The organism is Kitasatospora setae KM-6054 (assembly GCF_000269985.1).
Lineage (GTDB): Bacteria > Actinomycetota > Actinomycetes > Streptomycetales > Streptomycetaceae > Kitasatospora > Kitasatospora setae.
Map to the genome: position 1 here is coordinate 2,025,915 of NC_016109.1, position 15,933 is coordinate 2,041,847.

At 73.6% G+C, this 15,933-nt stretch carries 19 protein-coding genes and 1 pseudogene; 6 read left to right on the top strand and 14 right to left on the bottom strand.

Going from position 1 to position 15,933, the window contains the following annotated elements; genetic code table 11:
- The first annotated feature begins 140 nt into the window (after positions 1-140).
- Together KSE_RS08935 and KSE_RS08940 are read left to right on the top strand one after the other, a co-directional pair.
- Positions 141-1,160, top strand: a complete 1,020-nt coding sequence (locus KSE_RS08935; RefSeq protein ID WP_014134960.1) for a phosphotransferase family protein — start codon at positions 141-143, stop codon at positions 1,158-1,160.
- Between the two features lie 4 nt (positions 1,161-1,164).
- A complete protein-coding gene (locus tag KSE_RS08940) occupies positions 1,165-2,376 on the top strand; it encodes an acyl-CoA dehydrogenase family protein (RefSeq protein ID WP_014134961.1) in 1,212 nt (403 codons plus the stop codon).
- A 7-nt stretch (positions 2,377-2,383) separates the two neighbouring features.
- Here KSE_RS08940 and KSE_RS08945 read toward each other — a convergent pair whose 3' ends face one another.
- Positions 2,384-3,139: an SDR family oxidoreductase gene (locus KSE_RS08945; RefSeq protein WP_033258007.1), complete on the bottom strand. Its 756-nt coding sequence runs from the start codon at positions 3,137-3,139 to the stop codon at positions 2,384-2,386.
- A gap of 224 nt (positions 3,140-3,363) precedes the next feature.
- Here KSE_RS08945 and KSE_RS08950 point away from each other — a divergent pair, with 224 nt between their 5' ends.
- Entirely contained in the window at positions 3,364-3,996 is a 633-nt protein-coding gene (locus KSE_RS08950; protein WP_014134963.1) for a TetR/AcrR family transcriptional regulator, read from the top strand.
- 74 nt (positions 3,997-4,070) lie between these two features.
- Positions 4,071-4,838 (top strand): DUF2470 domain-containing protein, encoded by a 768-nt coding sequence (locus KSE_RS08955; protein WP_014134964.1) that lies wholly within the window; start codon positions 4,071-4,073, stop codon positions 4,836-4,838.
- A 41-nt stretch (positions 4,839-4,879) separates the two neighbouring features.
- Here KSE_RS08955 and KSE_RS08960 read toward each other — a convergent pair whose 3' ends face one another.
- Entirely contained in the window at positions 4,880-5,668 is a 789-nt protein-coding gene (locus KSE_RS08960; RefSeq protein WP_014134965.1) for a VOC family protein, read from the bottom strand.
- Positions 5,669-5,883: 215 nt separating this feature from the next.
- On the opposite strand from KSE_RS08960, the gene KSE_RS08965 reads away from it, so the two are divergent.
- On the top strand, positions 5,884-7,131 hold the full coding sequence (locus KSE_RS08965) for an NAD(P)/FAD-dependent oxidoreductase (RefSeq protein WP_014134966.1): 1,248 nt from the start codon (positions 5,884-5,886) through the stop codon (positions 7,129-7,131).
- A 16-nt stretch (positions 7,132-7,147) separates the two neighbouring features.
- On the opposite strand, the gene KSE_RS08970 is transcribed toward KSE_RS08965, so the two are convergent.
- The 10 genes from KSE_RS08970 to KSE_RS09010 form a co-directional block, all read right to left on the bottom strand.
- Entirely contained in the window at positions 7,148-7,408 is a 261-nt protein-coding gene (locus tag KSE_RS08970) for a hypothetical protein (RefSeq protein WP_014134967.1), read from the bottom strand.
- 130 nt (positions 7,409-7,538) lie between these two features.
- The gene (locus tag KSE_RS42740) at positions 7,539-7,700 is read right to left on the bottom strand and encodes a hypothetical protein (RefSeq protein ID WP_014134968.1); all 162 of its coding nucleotides are present in this window, start codon (positions 7,698-7,700) and stop codon (positions 7,539-7,541) included.
- A gap of 74 nt (positions 7,701-7,774) precedes the next feature.
- On the bottom strand, positions 7,775-7,912 hold the full coding sequence (locus KSE_RS42745; protein WP_157850049.1) for a hypothetical protein: 138 nt from the start codon (positions 7,910-7,912) through the stop codon (positions 7,775-7,777).
- Between the two features lie 281 nt (positions 7,913-8,193).
- Complete coding sequence (locus KSE_RS08980) at positions 8,194-9,057, bottom strand: helix-turn-helix domain-containing protein (RefSeq protein WP_014134970.1); 864 nt, start codon at positions 9,055-9,057, stop codon at positions 8,194-8,196.
- Positions 9,054-9,809: a DUF6879 family protein gene (locus KSE_RS08985; protein WP_014134971.1), complete on the bottom strand. Its 756-nt coding sequence runs from the start codon at positions 9,807-9,809 to the stop codon at positions 9,054-9,056. Before KSE_RS08985 ends, KSE_RS08980 begins: the two co-directional genes overlap by 4 nt.
- Positions 9,810-10,083: 274 nt before the next feature.
- Positions 10,084-10,425, bottom strand: coding sequence for a hypothetical protein (locus tag KSE_RS08990; protein WP_014134973.1), 342 nt, complete (start codon positions 10,423-10,425; stop codon positions 10,084-10,086).
- A gap of 647 nt (positions 10,426-11,072) precedes the next feature.
- A complete protein-coding gene (locus KSE_RS08995; RefSeq protein ID WP_014134975.1) occupies positions 11,073-11,945 on the bottom strand; it encodes a P22 phage major capsid protein family protein in 873 nt (290 codons plus the stop codon).
- 38 nt (positions 11,946-11,983) lie between these two features.
- Positions 11,984-12,403 (bottom strand): hypothetical protein, encoded by a 420-nt coding sequence (locus KSE_RS09000; protein WP_014134976.1) that lies wholly within the window; start codon positions 12,401-12,403, stop codon positions 11,984-11,986.
- Positions 12,400-12,735 carry a helix-turn-helix domain-containing protein gene (locus KSE_RS38265; RefSeq protein ID WP_014134977.1) on the bottom strand — a complete coding sequence of 112 codons (336 nt, stop codon included), beginning with the start codon at positions 12,733-12,735 and terminating at the stop codon, positions 12,400-12,402. Before KSE_RS38265 ends, KSE_RS09000 begins: the two co-directional genes overlap by 4 nt.
- Positions 12,736-13,385: 650 nt before the next feature.
- Entirely contained in the window at positions 13,386-14,930 is a 1,545-nt protein-coding gene (locus KSE_RS09010; RefSeq protein WP_014134978.1) for a recombinase family protein, read from the bottom strand.
- Positions 14,931-14,994: 64 nt separating this feature from the next.
- On the opposite strand from KSE_RS09010, the pseudogene KSE_RS09015 reads away from it, so the two are divergent.
- Positions 14,995-15,246: pseudogene (locus KSE_RS09015) on the top strand (oxidoreductase C-terminal domain-containing protein); the annotation flags it as partial.
- A 13-nt stretch (positions 15,247-15,259) separates the two neighbouring features.
- Here KSE_RS09015 and KSE_RS09020 read toward each other — a convergent pair.
- Both KSE_RS09020 and KSE_RS09025 read right to left on the bottom strand, forming a co-directional pair.
- Complete coding sequence (locus tag KSE_RS09020; RefSeq protein ID WP_014134980.1) at positions 15,260-15,547, bottom strand: DUF1876 domain-containing protein; 288 nt, start codon at positions 15,545-15,547, stop codon at positions 15,260-15,262.
- 102 nt (positions 15,548-15,649) lie between these two features.
- Positions 15,650-15,835: a hypothetical protein gene (locus KSE_RS09025; RefSeq protein ID WP_014134981.1), complete on the bottom strand. Its 186-nt coding sequence runs from the start codon at positions 15,833-15,835 to the stop codon at positions 15,650-15,652.
- Between the last annotated feature and the right edge of the window lie 98 nt (positions 15,836-15,933).

Sequence of the window (15,933 nt, forward strand, 5' to 3'; positions counted from 1 at the left end):
GACCGCCCGCCCGGGACGCCGTTCCGGGCGGGCGGCCGCGTGGGGGCGGCCGTTCGGCGCTCGTTGACAAGTGTCCCCGCCGGGCCGATCCTAAGCAAGCGCTTAGTCAGCACGTTTCGATCCCCTGCGAGGTGCCTCCGATGACCACCACCGCTCCGCCCGGGCTGGACCTGGAGGGGCTCCGCGCCCACCTCGACACCGCGCTGCCCGCACCCCCCGCCGGACCGCTCACCGCCCGGCTGTTCGAGGGCGGCCGGTCGAACCTGACCTACCTGGTCGAGGACGGCACCGACCGCTGGGTGCTGCGCCGCCCGCCGCTCGGCCACGTGCTGGCCACCGCGCACGACATGGGCCGCGAGCACCGGGTGCTCGGCGCCCTCGCCGGGACGGCCGTGCCGGTGCCCCGGCCGGTGCTGCTGGTCGAGGACCCGGCGGTGATCGGCGCGCCGTTCTACCTGATGGAGTACGTCCCGGGCACCGCCCACCGGGACGCGGAGGCGCTCGCCGCGCTCGGCGAGCCCCGGGTGCACGCGCTGGGCGTCCGGCTGGTGGAGACCCTGACCGCCCTGCACGGCCTCGACCCGGACGCGCTCGGACTGGCCGGCTTCGGCCGCCCCGAGGGCTTCCTGGAGCGCCAACTGCGCCGCTGGGGAAAGCAGTTGGACGCCTCGCGGAGCCGCGAGCTGCCCGGCGCGGACGAGCTGCACCGGCGCCTCGCCGCGACCCTGCCGCCCTCCCCCGCGCCCGCGCTGCTGCACGGCGACTACCGGCTGGACAACGTCCTGGTGGACGCCGAGGACCGGATCGCGGCCGTGCTGGACTGGGAGATGTCCACCGTCGGCGACCCGCTCACCGACCTCGGCCTGCTGGTGATGTACACCGAACTCGCCCGCCGCTTCGACGGGTTGCTCCCCGGCGCGGCCCTCGCCCCCGGCTTCCCCGCTCCCGCCGAACTCGTCCGCCGCTACGCCGACGCCTCCGGCCGGGACGTCTCCGGCCTGGGCTGGTACACCGCCTTCGCCTCCTTCAAGCTCGCGGTCGTCCTGGAGGGCATCCACTACCGCTACACCCGGGGCGGCACGGTCGGCACCGGCTTCGACCGGGTCGGCGAACTCGTGCCGCTGTTCGTCGGGTTCGGCCACGAATCGCTGGAGGGCTGACCCGGTGGACTTCACCCACGACGCCCGGACCACCGGGCTCATCGCCGAACTCACCGCCTTCATGGACGAGTTCGTCTACCCCGCCGAACCGGTGCTGGCCGCCCAGCTCGCCGACCCGGACCGCGCACCGTGGTCGATCCCCCCGGTGGTCGGCGAGTTGCGGGCCGCCGCGAAGGCCCGCGGCCTGTGGAACCTCTTCCTCCCGGGGGAGGGCGGCGCCGGGCTGACCAACCTGCAGTACGCCCCGCTGGCCGAACTCACCGGCCGCTCCGTCCTGTTGGCCCCGCCCGCGCTCAACTGCGCGGCCCCCGACACCGGGAACATGGAGCTGCTCGCCCAGTTCGGCTCCCCCGCCCAGCGCGAGCGCTGGCTGCGGCCGCTGCTCGACGGCGAGATCCGCTCGGCGTTCGCGATGACCGAACCGGACGTCGCCTCCTCGGACGCCACCAACATCACCACCCGGATCGAGCGCGACGGCGACGAGTACGTGGTCAACGGCCGCAAGTGGTACATCACCGGGGCGATGAACCCGGACTGCAAGGTCCTCATCGTGATGGGCAAGACCGACCCGGCCGCCGAGCCCCGCCGCCAGCAGTCGATGGTGCTCGTCCCGCGCGACACCCCGGGCGTGCGGGTGGTGCGCGGCATGCGGGTGTTCGGCTACCCGGACGACGACCACGGCGGCCACGCGGAGGTGGTGTTCGAGGACGTCCGGGTGCCGGTCGCGAACCTGATCGGCGCGGAGGGCGCGGGCTTCGCCATCGCCCAGGCCCGCCTCGGCCCCGGCCGGATCCACCACTGCATGCGGGCCCTGGGCATCGCCGAACGCGCCCTCGAACTGACCTGCCGCCGGGTGAACTCCCGGGTGGCGTTCGGCCGTCCGCTCGCCGACCAGGGCGTGGTCCGGGACTGGATCGCCGAGGCCCGGGTCCGGATCGAGCAGGCCAGGCTGCTGGTCCTGAAGACCGCCTGGCTGATGGACACCGTCGGCAACCGGGGTGCCCACACCGAGATCCAGGCCATCAAGATCGCCGTCCCGTCCACCGTCGAGTGGATCCTCGACAAGGCCGTCCAGGCGCACGGCGCGGCCGGCGTCAGCCAGGACACCCCGCTCGCCCAGCTCTGGGCCGGCAACCGCACCCTGCGGCTGGCCGACGGCCCCGACGAGGTGCACCGGCGGTCGCTGGCCCGCCGCGAGCTGGCGAAGTACCGGTAGCCGGCGGCTACAGCCCGCCGCCGAGGGTGATGCCGCCGTCGACGACCAGGGTCTGGCCGGTGATCCAGCCGGCGTCCTCGGAGAGCAGGAAGCAGGCGGCGCCGGCCACGTCCTCGGGGAGGCCGAGGCGGCCGAGGGGGTAGGCGCGGGCGACCTCCTCCTCGCGGCCCGCGTAGAGCGCCTCGGCGAACCTGGTCTTGACGACGGCGGGCGCGACCGCGTTGACCCGGACGCCGGGGCCGAGTTCGGCGGCGAGCTCCATGGTGAGGCGGATCAGCGCGGCCTTGGAGACCCCGTACATGCCGATGCCGCCGGAGGTCCGGATGCCCGCGATGGAGGCGACGTTGACGACGGCGCCGCCGTGCTCGGCCATCCAGGCGGCGTGCGCGCGCCGGGTCCAGGCGAGCGGGGCGAGCACGTTGACGGCGAGGATCTTCGCGGCGGCGGCCGGGTCGGTGTCCAGCAGCGGACCGTAGACGGGGTTGATGCCGGTGTTGTTGACCAGCAGGTCGAGGCGGCCGTACGCGTCCAGCACGCGGGCGACGGCCTCGTCCTGGTGCGCCGGGTCGTCGGACCTGCCGGGGACGGCGATCGCGTGGGCGGGGCCGCCGAGGGCCGCGACGGCCTCGGCCAGGGTCTCCTCGGTGCGCGCGGTGAGGCAGACCCTCGCCCCGCGCCGGACCAGCTCCCGGGCGATGCCGAACCCGATGCCCCGGCTCGCGCCGGTGACCACGGCCACCTTGCCCTCGAACGACACTGCCATCGCCGTACCTCGCACCTCTCGGACCGGATGTGACTAAGCGCTTGCTTAGCATCTTTGCGGCGGGCGACACTGTCAACCGGCGACCCGCCGCACACCGACCCGCCGGCCCGTCCCACGCCACGACCCGCGCCAGGGCCCGCGCCACGGCCCATGCCACGACCCGCGCCGCGGAGCGCCGGTCCGGCCCGCCGGTCCGCGTCGGACCAGTCTGGGAGGATGGTTCCATGATCGACCCAGCCACCGCCGCGCTCTGGCCCGGCGACGGGGAGCGCACCGAGGCCGCCCGGCGGCTGCTGCTGGCCGCCGTGGACTCCTTCGCCCGCCGCGGCTACCACGCCACCACCACCCGGGACATCGCCACCGCCGCCGGGATGAGCCCGGCCGCGCTGTACATCCACTACCCGTCGAAGGCGGCGCTGCTCGCCGAGATCTCCCGCACCGGCCACCGGGTCGCCCTGGAGCTGGTGGAGCGGGCCGAGGCGGCCGGCACCGACCCGGTGGAGCGGATGCGCGCCCTCGCCGAGTCGTTCACCGCCTGGCACGCGCGCGGCCACACCCTGGGCCGGATCATCAACCACGAGCTGCACGCGCTGCCGGAGGAGGACTTCGCGGCCGTCGCCGAACTGCGGGTCCGGATCGAGGAGACGGTGCTGCGGATCATCGCGGCCGGGGCCGCCGCCGGCCTGTTCCGCGTCCCGGACCAGCGCACGGCGGCCCGCGCGGTCACCTCGCTCGGCATCGACGTCTCGCGCTGGTACACCGAGCGCAGCAGCGAGACCCCGGAGGAGCTGGGGCGCCGGTACGGGCAGTTGGTGCTGCGGATGCTGGGCGCGCCGGACGGGCGGATCGGCGACTGACCCGGCCCGCCCCCTGGACCCCCCACCTCCTCCTCTATTAGGTTAGCCTTACCTAACCAAGAAGGAGGCTTCTGGTGCTGCCCCAGCCCGCCCGCCGCCCGTCCGCCGCCGAACGCGCCCGCACCCTGCTGGAGTTCGCCTCCTCCGTGGTCCTGGACGTCCGCGGCGCCGACCTCGCCGCCCGCCCCGGCCTGCCCCCGCTGGCCGCCTGCGCGCCGCGACCGGACGGGACGGTGGCGCTCCTGGTCGGCCGCGAGTCCGCGCTGCACCGGATCACCGCCCTCGCCCGCGAGCCGCTCGCCGCCGCGCTCGACTGCGTGGACGTCGCCCCCGTCGCCGTCCCGCACCGCGTCCGCGGCCGACTCGCGGTCCGCGGCCTGCTCTCCCGCTCCCCCGGCGAACACCCCGCCGCGCTCTTCCCGCACCACCACGGCCACGACGGCGTCCTGCTCCGGCTCGTCCCCGAACACCTGGCACTGGACGACCTGTGGGGCTCCGAGTGCTGCGTCGACCCGGCCGAGGTGGCCGCCGCGAGCAGCGACCCGGTCGCCGCCGAGGAGGCCGGCCTGCTCCAGCACCTGGCCGCCGCGCACGCCGAACAACTCCTGCTGCTCGGCGCGAGCGCCCTCGACCTCCCGGACGGCCCGCCCCGCAACTGGCCCGCCGGCGAACACCCGCACGCGGTCCGCCCGATCGCCCTCGACCGCCACGGCCTGCGCCTGCGCCTGCTCGGCCCGCACAGCGTGCTGGACGCCCGCTTCGACTTCCCCCGCCCGATCAGCCACCCGGCGGAGCTGCCCGAAGCGATGCACCGGCTCTTCCTGCCGACGCTCGCCCGCTGAGCGCCGAGCGCGCGGCCCCGCCGGTCCCCGTTCCGGACGGGTCAGATCGCGGGCCCCAGCACCGAGAAGTGCCCGCCCTCCGCGTCCGCGAGCCGGGCGACCCGGCCGTAGGGGGAGTCGGCGGGGCCGTCGAGGACGCGGCCGCCGAGGCGGGCGGCCCGGCGGGCGGCGCCGTCGGTGTCGGCGACGGCGAAGAAGACCTCCCAGTGCGGGGCGAGGTCCTTCGCGGCGCGCAGCGCGGCGACGCTGCGGTCCTCGGAGCGCAGCACGACGCGTTCGTGCTCGTAGCGGACCTCGAACCGGGCCGGGTCGCGGCCGTCCCAGCGGAACACCTCGCCGTAGAAGAGGGCGGCGGCGAACGGGTCGGCGGTGCGCAGTTCGATCCAGGCGGGGGCGCCGGGGAGCGCGGGGCGGGGGGTGCCGGCGCCGTCGCCGCCGCCCTGGGCGTCGCCCTCCCAGATGCCGAAGGTCGCGCCGAACGGGTCGGCGGCGAGGGCGACCCGGCCGGCGTCGAAGGCGAGCGGGCCGACGGCGAGGGTGCCGCCGCGTTCGCGGACGCCGTCGGCGGCGCGGTCGGCGCTCTCGATGCCGAAGTAGGTGGTCCAGGCGACCGGGCGCTCCCAGTCGGTGGCGAGCTCGCTCAACCCGGCGACCTCGACGCCGTCGACGACGGCCCGCAGGTAGCGGCCCCAGCGGTCCGGGCCGGGGGTGAACTCCCAGCCGAGCAGCGGTCCGTAGAAGTCCTGGGCGGCCGCGAGGCTGCGCGCGGTCAGGCCGACCCAGCACGGCACCGCGGGTACGCAGCGCACCGTGGCCGTTCGCTCCACCATCCCGCGGGCTCCCTTCGACGCTCCGCCGGCCGGGGCGGCCGGACCCGCCCCAGCCTAGGCCGCCGTCCGGCCCGGGGCCGGTACCGCCTCGCGGGCGGATCGGCGGCCCGCCGGACCGCGCACCGGCGCGGTTCCCCCGGTCGGGCGCGGGCCGGTGCCATGGTCGGGCGCAGGAGGGCGTACAAGGGGACGCCGCCGCCAGAAGGGACGTGGGCATGGACACCGGGATCGTGATCGTCGGGGCGGGCCTGGCCGGGGCGAAGGCCGCCGAGGCGCTGCGGGCGGAGGGCTACCGGGGGCCGGTCACCCTGGTCGGCGACGAGGCCGAGCGGCCGTACGAGCGGCCGCCGCTCTCCAAGGGGTACCTGCTGGGCAAGGAGGAGAAGGAGAAGATCTACGTCCACCCGGCCGACTGGTACGAGCGGCACGAGGTGGTGCTGCGGACGGGCGCGGCGGCCACCGCGGTCGACCCGGGCGGGCACACCGTGACGCTGGCGGACGGCGAGCGGCTGCCGTTCTCGAAGCTGCTGCTGGCGACGGGTTCGGCGCCGCGCGCGCTGCCGGTGCCGGGCGGCGACGGCGACTTCGTGCGGACGCTGCGGCGGGTCGGCGACAGCGAGGGGCTGCGGGCGGCGTTCCGTCCGGGCGCCCGGGTGGTGATCGTCGGCGCGGGCTGGATCGGCCTGGAGGCGGCGGCCGCGGCCCGCACGGCCGGCGCCGAGGTGACGGTGCTGGAGGCGGCCGAGCTGCCGCTGCTGCGGGTGCTGGGCCGGGAGGCCGCCCGGGTCTTCGCCGACCTGCACCGGGCGCACGGCGTCGACCTGCGGTTCGGCGTCCGGGTCGAGGAGCTGCGGGCGGACGGGGTGCGGCTGGGCGACGGGAGCACCGTCCCGGCGGACGTGCTGCTGGTGGGCGTCGGGATCAGCCCGAACACGGCGCTGGCCGAGGCGGCGGGCCTGGCCGTGGACAACGGGGTGCGGACCGACCAGCACCTGGCCACCTCGCACCCGGACGTGTTCGCGGCGGGCGACGTGGCGAACGCCTTCCACCCGCTGTTCGGCCGGCCGGTCCGGGTCGAGCACTGGGCGAACGCGCTGAACCAGCCGGCCGTGGCGGCGGCCTCGATGCTCGGCAAGGCGGCCGTGTACGACCGCGTCCCGTACTTCTTCACCGATGCCGAGTGGACACCCCGGCATCCTAACGAGGACGTGCCCTCCCGGGACAAGCTGAGCATGGAATACACGGGCTACGTGGAGCCCGGCGACTACGACCGGGTGGTCTTCCGGGGCGACGTGGAGGCCAACGAGTTCGTGGCGTTCTGGTTGAAGGGCGGCCGGGTGCTGGCCGGGATGAACATGAACGTCTGGGACGTCACCGACCCGATCCGGGAACTCGTCCGCTCCGGCCGCCCGGTCGATGCCGACCGGCTCGCCGACCCCGGGGTGCCCCTGACCGACGTCTGAGCCCGGCACGGCCCAGTCAGTGCCCCGCCACGGCCCGGATGATCAGCAGGGCCACCAGGGCGAGCAGCAGGCCGACACCGACCCAGTACGCGCCCGTGCTGGCCCTCGGCTCCGGGTGGCCCAGCTCCCGCCGGAGGGCCGCGACCACATACGGCAGGTGCTCGCCGTCCGCCTCCGTGAGACCCGCGTCCCGGGGCCTGAGCCGTGCCGCTCGGCGCTCGAACTCCGCCGGTTCCAGTCCGGCCAGTTCTGCCCGCAGGCGCTCGCGTGCGTCCATCGTTCCTCGGTGTGGTGTCCGGCCCCGTGCCGGTCCGGGGGTGCACGGCACGGGGCCGGGGTGGGCAGCCCCGCCGCCGGATTCCCTTGGGGAGACCCTTTCCCCTCGGCGGCGGGGCCGTCTGTGCGGGCTACTCCCCCGGCGGTTCCTCGTCCCGGACGCACGAGCGGTGCGCGGGCAGCCAGCGCGGGGGCTCCGGGGCCTCGATGGTGGGCAGCGCGTCCCCGTCCTGCTGCATGCCTCGGGGCGGGGTCCGCTCGGTCTCGGGCCGGTGGTCGTCGGGTCGGTCCACGGTTCGTCTCCGGGTCGGGGGTCGGCGCGGGATGCCGCGTCGGCGGCGCGGGGGCGGCTCGCCTATCGGGGCGGTCACAGCCATTCCGACCGCCCGTTGATCCGGCGTACCTCCGGGCGCAGCCGCGCCATGGTGGGCGAGTCCTCCGCCTCGGCCGACGTGCTGTCAGGGGCGCTGTCCGGTTCCGGTTTCTGCTCCTCGGATTCAGGCACGCCGGGCCTCCTGCTCCGCCAACCAGCCTTCCAGCCAAGCGCGTTGCGCCTGGCACGCCGGGTGCGGGCACGGGCAGTCGAGGGGCAGCGGGTAGCGGGTTTCGGCCCTGCGGGCGGCGTTGCCCCGGTAGTCGGCCAGCATCCTGGCCATCTCCGCTTTCGTGGCACGGCCTCGCTGGCGCTGTTGGGTCGGCATCCTGCCCACGCTCGCTCCCTACCTGCGGTGAAATCCCGTCAGCAGGAAGCTAGGACCGGCCGGTTGCCCAAGAGCCGAGTGATTCTCAATGATTCTCGCGCAGCCGCCGAGCTGCGCGGACGATCACCCGATGGGCGTCGGCCCCGTACAGCGCGGACGCCTCCAGCGCGTCCCACGTCCTGCGGTGGATCGCCACGTCCGCAGGGTCGTCCAACCACATCTCCGCGTGGTAGGACTCCGTGATCACCAAGGTGTCGTCGTGGATGCTGAACCCGACCATGGCGGGTACCTCCAACGCCGCATCGAACGGGACGATCCCGAGGCGCACGTGAGGCTGGGCCAGCCACGGAACCAGGCATTCGAGCTGATCGAGCATCACGGCGTCCAACGCCAGCCGCGATACCAACGCGCCTTCCCAGAGCAGGAAGTGGAACGACCGGTCACGCTCCCGGAGGACGCTTTGTCGCTCCATCCGCTTGTCCACGGCGGCACCCACGTCCCGGATGGACGGGTGGATCGTCCGGAACCGCTCCAGCACCGCCCAGGCGTACCCGGCCGTCTGCAACAGGCCCGGGACCAATGTCAGGTCGAACGATCGGCGGACCCTCGTCCGCGCGCCCTGCGCGGCGTGGGCCTCCTGCACCGGGACGGCCCCACCGGCGAGTTGCCGCCGGTACGACCGGTACTGCGTCTCCACCGTCCGTAGGCGGCCCGCCAGTTCGGCCACGGCCTCCGGGTGGCCCACTGCCTCCGCCCAGGCCCTCACGTCCGCCATGGTGGGGAGTTGGCGGCCGTTCTCCAGCTTGCTGACCTTAGACTGCGGCCAGCCCAGCCGGGCGGCGAGCGCCCGGCCGGACAGCCTGCGGCCACCCGGCTGTACGCACGACTCCCGCAGCTCCCGCATGCGGGCCCCGAGCGCCGCCCTGGCCTGCTGAAAGTCCGTGCTCACATGGCGGACGGTACCTCAGTCAGGAACTCGGCGTACGGCTTGGCGTGGTGCCACGCGGCGTCCCGCGCCTGGCAGGCCCGCAGCACCTCCAACGGGTCCGTGATCAGCTCCATGCCCACCGTGCGCTCACCCTCGAAGTGGAACCGCGCCACCGTCCGGGAGTCGAACAGCCAGAAGTCCGACAGCCCGTCAAGGCCAGCCGCCCCGGCGTCCGAGCGCCACATGCAGCGGATGTCCTCACCGGCCGCGACGTTCGTCCGGGCACACGCCAGGAGGTAGCGCTGTCCCTCGGTCGGCGGGTTGTCCACCAGCCGCACCCGCTCGAACCGCTTGCCCTTGCCGACCATGCGGCGCACGTTGTCGAACCACGGGTGTCCGACTTCCCCGGCGGTGTCGCCGGTCGCCAGGAACTCCGCGTACGACGGCATCTGCTTGTCCGACAGGTAGCCGGTCCGGGTCTCCAGCCGCCAAGCGGTGTGCTCGAAGCCGTCGTTGATGAACTCGGTGATCTTCTGCTGCGGCACGAACTCGGGCACGTGAACGGCCTCTCTCGGCGCGAAGTTCACCAGCAGTTCGCGGGGCACCACCACGAACGCCTCGCCGTCCTTGATGTGCTTGAGCTGCGCCACGTCCTGCGGGTCCGTCACCGCGTCACCCTGCACCAACACCTCGCCGCTGTCCACGTCATCGTACAGCGTCGGACAGTCCCCCACCCCGGAGGTGCTGCCGATCACGCGCAAGCGCCGCGCCATGTACTTCTCCCCTCGGATCAGTCAGGGCACCAAGCATGCTGCGGGCGGGACGATCTGTCACCCGGTCACCGGGGGATCACCGGACCCCGCGCCCGCTGCCGGCCGGAACCTGACGGGACGACAGGAAGGCATCCGCAGGGGCAACTCACCGGCTCGCTCTCACCGCCCCGCAGCCGGTTGTACAGCGCGTGATCCTCGTGGATCTCGGCCGCGCGCCCGGCGTCCACGGCCGGGTCCAGTGACACTGACAGGGGCCGTCGCCCGGTCCGCCGGATCATCCCCGGCTCCAACGCGCACGGGCGGCACGCTGGGCCTGCGCGGACTTGGACAGCCGCTCGGCCTCGGCGTCCTCGGGTGGCGGAGGCACCATCGCGCGCAACACCGCGACGGCGGCGGCGCGCTGGTGGCGGGCCTCGGCGACGGCTGGGTGCAGCTTCATGCCGCCCCGGTCACCGGGCACCATCAGGCCATCCCGCTCTACCTGCGCATCCAACGCCTCTGCGGTGTCCAGGTGTTCACCTGCCAGTCCGACAGCGTGCAGTGCCTCGGGGGTCAGATCGAACGCCTCGGACCAGGCAGTGAGCAGGTCCGCCGACGCCAACTGACGATTACTCAACGTGGTACCTCGTTACTCGCATGGGAAGTGGAACCGGCGGGCGCACGCACGGCTTTTCTCGCTTTGACGTGGTGCAGCGGAAGCCTTCGCGGAGGGGGTCACCCCCCACCCCCGGAGGGCGCTGGGCCCTTCCGGCCTCTGCACCGGCCCCAGTGCTCTGCGCATTGCGCTTGCGGCAAGCTCCGCTGTGACAGGTTCCGTTGCAGGCAGCCGAGTCGGCGGGCATCGCGGCGCGGCGTGCGAGCGCTCCGCTCATGCGGGAGGCAGCACCGCCGACATGGCCGCGCGGCTCAACCGATCGGCGGGACGCGTACGCGCGTCCAGGGCAACGAGCGCCGACACCAACCGGTCGGCCTGCGCGGAGCGCTCGGTGCCGACCGGCCGCGCCTCCAGCCGCTCGACCGCCCGAACCCACTGACGGCACGGCGCGGAACAGTAGCGGTCCGCCGACCGGTCGGCGCGCCGACGCCGGACGAATCGACAGCCCGGCCGCCCGCACAGCGGCACCGCCTCGCCTCGCCCTGGTGAGCCGAGTGCCAGGCCCCTTGGTCGGACACCCTCGCCGCTCATCGCCCACCGCCCCCTTGTTCCCGACTGCCCCTCACCGATAGGCCAGCCGCAGGGGCTCCCCGAGTACCGACGGCACGTCAGGAAGCCTTCAGCTTGAAGGCAACGGCCCGGTTGGCGTCCACCAGCTTCGCGCCGCCGAACGACTTCACCAGCGACACGTCCGAATGGCTGGACAGGTCGAAGTCCCGCGTCACCGTCAGCGCGTAGCCGTCCTGCACCTCGGCCTGCGACCAGGCCGCACCCTCCATCGCCCGGGGTGCCCGGACCGCGAGAGCGAACGCCTCCCGGACGAACGCCACCGCGCCGCCCTTGATCTGGTTGGACGCGATGACCTTGAAGCCGTGCACGTCCGCGATCTGCCCCCGGCGCAGTTCGTCGGTGCCACCGGCCTTGTCGGCCTGCCGCAGCCCCTCGTCCTTGAGGAAGAACGCCTTGATCTCCGGTGCGACCACCAGGTACCGGCCTTCGTCCGGGATGTCCCGCTGATCCAGCATCACCGAGGCGTCGGCCACGAAGTCCAACGCCCGTGCGGGGTCGATGACCTGCGCGGTGTCGGTGTCCTTCACCGCCGCGATGAGAGCGTTCATCGGCTTCGCCACCACCGCCTCCAGCGCCCGCGCCACACCGTCAACCTGCGGGGCGAGGACCTGTGTTGCGTAGTTCATCAGCGTGAACGTGTTCTCCTCGTCGGTGATCGGCACCGCGCTGTAGGGCGAGGCGGTGATCTTGAGTTCCACCAGGTCCTCACCGGCAGCGGAGAACTTGTTCACGCCGTCGAAGTCGGCGGCCGGGATCGCGTGGGGCACGGGGATGGAGACCGTGGTGCCGGAGCGGCCCCCGAAGTCCTTCTCCGCGTCGCGGTAGACCAGAGGGGCGAGGACGCCGAGCTGCTTGAGCAGGGCGACGCCCACCGCCGCGACAGGGCTTTCGGCACCGAGTATGTTGGCCATTCAACGGCCTTTCTGAGTAGGAGTGTTGGGGGCGTGTTTCACGCGCCGTACCGGCGCTTGAGGATGGCGGCGGCGAACCGGGCCGCGCTGAACTCGCCGACCGGCAGGTTCGATCCCCCGCCCATGACCGGCGTCGGACGGGTCCGCAGGACCGGCCCCCTGGCCTCCCGGATCGTCCGGGCGAAACTCTCCGCGTCGGCCATCACCTCGGCCGGCGAGCCGCCAGTGAGGCGCTGCGCGTGGTCGGCCGGGATGCCGTGGGCCAGCGCCGCACGAAGCTGCCAGTTCTCCAACTCGGCGGGCGTCACCCCGGGCCGACCGGCAGGAGCGCCGGGCGAGCCCCCGGACGGCCCCTGAGCGGCCTCCACCGGCTCGGGCGCGGCCTTGACCAGGCGGCCGACCGGCGGGGCGGGCTGCACAACGGAAGCGGCCTCCAGGGCCCGCACGACGGCACTCATGCCGCCACCTGGCGGACAGCGGCAGCACCCGCGTACGGGAACGGCCTGGCAGCCCGCCCGGCCTCTCCACGGACCGCCCCGGGCTGCCGACAGCGCACGGCCTCAGCAGCGGAGTACACCCGCCGCACAGAAGCGGGAACGGGCTTGAGCAGCGCCTCGAACGGCACCCGCAGCGCGGCGGCCAGCGCCACCACCCGCGACACCGAGGGCTCCACCGCACCGCCCTCCCAGCGGCCCACGGTCGCCTCGTGGACACCGAGCGGCACCGCGAGCTGAGCGAGCGTCAGCCCCAGGCGCTTGCGCCGATCGCGCATGCGAACCGAATCGAACACAGAGGACTCCAGAGATCACACCTGCACCTGTGCAGGCCGAACGGGAAATGAGAGAGACCGGCGAGCCCGCCGGAGGGGAAACCGGCCTGTCGGCCGGTCAGGGAACGAGAGGGGCGCACCGCCGAGGAACGCTCGACCACGGGCAGGAGAGAGACCCGGGGAGACCACTCGGCGGCGCGCCGCCCTCCCGCCGGAAGAAGCACGGCAGGAGGGGGTCGGGGGAAGCCACGACGGGCCGGTACGAAGAAACGGCCCCCGCCGGGAGCAGCACCCGGCACGGTGCCCGCTCGACCGGCGAAGGCCGAGATCAGAACCGCGCCGGTACCGCGACGCGCGAAGCTGGCGGGCCGTCAGGCCCTCACTTCTTCTACTTGTGTATAGCTGCGGCGGGTAACAACCCTACGGGGCGAAAAACCACCCCCCTCCGGTAACTCCCTACATGCGTAGAGGAAGTCTGGTCCGGGGGTGTGTTTTCTACCCCTCTTCCAGGGGCAAAAAACTGCCCCTCTCAGTAACTCTTCATACGTGTAAAGGGAGTTATCAGAGGGGGGATGTTTTTCGCCCCCCGAGCTGCGCGAGCGGCCCGCAGCGGGGCCGAACACAGCGAGGCCCCGCCGGGCGGTACCCGACGGGGCCTGTGATGGCAGCACTCAGAGCGCAGGAAGCTCCTCCCTCACCTCCCACGGGTCCGGTAGGTCCAGCCAGTGGATCTCCACCCGGTCCGGGCTGAGGCCGTTCTGACCTCGAACGCCCTTGGCCACCACCACCCGCCGAATGGCCAGGCGCAGCAGGTCCCGTCGCAGCGGCAGGTCCGCCGCTTCCCATGCCTCCTCGGTCTGTTCGTGCTCCAGCAACCATCCGATGTCCAGTCGCTTCGGCGCGCACGCCGCAACCTGCTCGGTGACCGTCTGGAGTGCCGCGCGGGCCTCGGCCTGGAGGCGGGGTAGGTGGACGTCGAACGGAGGGTCGTACATGCCCGCCGCCTGCTGCTCGGCGATGCGCTGCACACGCACTCGGGCGGCCTTCTCGGCGGCCAGGGCCTCCGCCAGCGCCTCGGCCCCCGCCGGGTCCTGTAGGCCCGCGTAGCGCTCCGCAGCGATCCACAGCAGTTCGTCCTCCGCGTCCCCGGAGTTGACCCGGGAGAACCACGCGAGCGTGACGTACTGCTCCAGGGTCGTCCGCTTCACGCTCACCGGGGCCGGGCAGGACTTTCCGGCGGCGTGGCGGGCGCACACATGGCTCCTGCCGCCGGAGGCTGCGCCACGGCACCCGGCGCAGCGCGCGAGATCGGTCAGCAGGTGGTACTTCCGGCTGCTCGGCTGCGTCTCGTAGCGCATGTGGCCGCGCATGGCGGCGCGGGCCTTGCGCACGGTGTCGGGCGGGACCGGCTCCGCGCCGGGGGCGAGCACGCTGACGCGCTCCCCCGTCTCCGGGTGGCGGAACACCGCGTCCTCACCGGTGGTGGCTCCTTGGGCGACCATCACCTGCCAGCCCTCGTAGACGGGGTGCCACACCATCTTGGAGATGGTGGACGCCTGCCACTCCCCGCCGCCCGGCGAAGGGATCGGGTGGGGGCCCGAGTTGAGCGCGCGGACCAGCATCCGGGCGGGCACGCCGAGCGCCAGGCTCTCGAAGACGTGCAGCACGTACCGCCAGGTGTCGGCGCTGTTGACCAGCTTCCGCGTGTCGGGGCCGTCCAGGTCGAAGCCGTACGGCACCTTGCCCAGCCACTTGCCCGCCTTGCGCTGGGTGGCCTTGGTGGAGCGCAGGTTGAAGCTGAGGCGCTGGGAGAACTCCCGGGCCTGCTCGGCCCGGTCGAGAATCCACCGGCGGTCCCGCTCGATCGAGCTGTCCAGCCCCTCGTAGTCGAAGATCACCCGGGCCTTGCCCAGGATGGGCACGATCTCTTCCGCGCCCTTGCGGGTGAAGCGGTCCAGGAACGCGCACCACAGGATCGGGACCTCACCGGCCAGCACGTCCGACACGGCGTTGTCGAACTCGGGCCGCTTCACGTCCGACCACGCCGACAGGTTGTCCACCCAGACCTTGCGGACGCTCTTGCCGTTCTTGTCGGCCCAGGCCCGGCCCAACTCCTCCTGTGTCTGCACCGACAGCAGGTCGCGCGGGTCCTCCGTGCGGACCTTCTTGGACTTCCGCAGGTAGAGATCAACTTCTTCTTGGACGGCCTCGGCCATGACCACAGTCTCCGGTCGGTCGGGAATCCCCGCACGTCAGACGATGTGCTGGGGTGTCCACTCGACTGACCAGTACGACCTGGGCATGGAGTACACCGGCTACGCGGAGCCCGGCGGCTACGACCGGGTGGTGTTCCGGGGCGACGTCGCCGGGCGGGAGTTCATCGCGTTCTGGCTGGCGGGCGGGAAGGTGCTGGCGGGCATGAACGTCAACGTCTGGGACGTCACCGATCCGATCCGCGAACTGGTGCGCTCCGGGCGGCCGGTGGACGCGGAGCGGCTGGCCGATCCGGCGGTGCCGCTCGGCGAGCTCTGAGGCCGGGCTCCGGTCAGGTCACGTCGCGCCACATCAGCGGGGCCATCGGGTCGCCGGTGGGGCGGGTGACCTCGTCGTGGGCCTTGCCGAGCAGTTGCATGGCGAGGTCGTTGAGCGCGCGGGCACCGGCCACCTCCTCGCCGACCCGCAGTTGCGGGCTGTCGTCGTGGTGCCGGGTGGAACTGCCGTGCCCGCGCAGTTCGGTGCCGTCGGAGAGGCGGACCAGGGCGGCGGCCCTGGTGCGGTCGCCGTCCTCCTGGAACTCCATCTCGATGTGCCATCCGACCAGCGTCCTCATCATGGCCGCCACCTCCCGGGTGCGTGCGGGGCGTTCGGACCGGTCCCTACCAGGGTGCGCCCGGCCGGCCCGGGCGGCCAGGCGGGAGCGGGGGGCGGTTCCGGGTCAGCAGCGGTCGAGCCCGGACCGTTCGGGGTCGGTGGGTGGTTCGCTGGCGGGTTCGTCCTCGTCCGCGCAGGTCTCGCGTCCGGTCTCGGTGTGCACCACGCGCACGGGCCGGTGCGGGTCGTCCTGGCGGAGGACCCGCTGCGGCCGGCCGCAGCGCGGGCAGAGCAGGGGGAAGTCGTTCATCGCCGCCGTCCACGCGCCCCGCGGCGGGCGGTGCCCGGGCCCGCGTGGCCTCCTCCCCTCCAGTGTGCCGCTCCGGTGCGCCGGGCGGCCGGGCGGCC

What these genes read in the sequence shown, in the direction of transcription:
- KSE_RS09010 (WP_014134978.1), bottom strand. Translation starts at nt 14,930, where the DNA reads ATGGCCGAGGCCGTCCAAGAAGAAGTTGATCTCTACCTGCGGAAGTCC.
- KSE_RS08965 (WP_014134966.1), top strand. Translation starts at nt 5,884, where the DNA reads ATGGACACCGGGATCGTGATCGTCGGGGCGGGCCTGGCCGGGGCGAAG.
- KSE_RS08970 (WP_014134967.1), bottom strand. Translation starts at nt 7,408, where the DNA reads ATGGACGCACGCGAGCGCCTGCGGGCAGAACTGGCCGGACTGGAACCG.
- KSE_RS08950 (WP_014134963.1), top strand. Translation starts at nt 3,364, where the DNA reads ATGATCGACCCAGCCACCGCCGCGCTCTGGCCCGGCGACGGGGAGCGC.
- KSE_RS08960 (WP_014134965.1), bottom strand. Translation starts at nt 5,668, where the DNA reads ATGGTGGAGCGAACGGCCACGGTGCGCTGCGTACCCGCGGTGCCGTGC.
- KSE_RS08945 (WP_033258007.1), bottom strand. Translation starts at nt 3,139, where the DNA reads ATGGCAGTGTCGTTCGAGGGCAAGGTGGCCGTGGTCACCGGCGCGAGC.
- KSE_RS08985 (WP_014134971.1), bottom strand. Translation starts at nt 9,809, where the DNA reads ATGGCGCGGCGCTTGCGCGTGATCGGCAGCACCTCCGGGGTGGGGGAC.
- KSE_RS09000 (WP_014134976.1), bottom strand. Translation starts at nt 12,403, where the DNA reads ATGAGTGCCGTCGTGCGGGCCCTGGAGGCCGCTTCCGTTGTGCAGCCC.
- KSE_RS09025 (WP_014134981.1), bottom strand. Translation starts at nt 15,835, where the DNA reads ATGAACGACTTCCCCCTGCTCTGCCCGCGCTGCGGCCGGCCGCAGCGG.
- KSE_RS09020 (WP_014134980.1), bottom strand. Translation starts at nt 15,547, where the DNA reads ATGATGAGGACGCTGGTCGGATGGCACATCGAGATGGAGTTCCAGGAG.
- KSE_RS08935 (WP_014134960.1), top strand. Translation starts at nt 141, where the DNA reads ATGACCACCACCGCTCCGCCCGGGCTGGACCTGGAGGGGCTCCGCGCC.
- KSE_RS08995 (WP_014134975.1), bottom strand. Translation starts at nt 11,945, where the DNA reads ATGGCCAACATACTCGGTGCCGAAAGCCCTGTCGCGGCGGTGGGCGTC.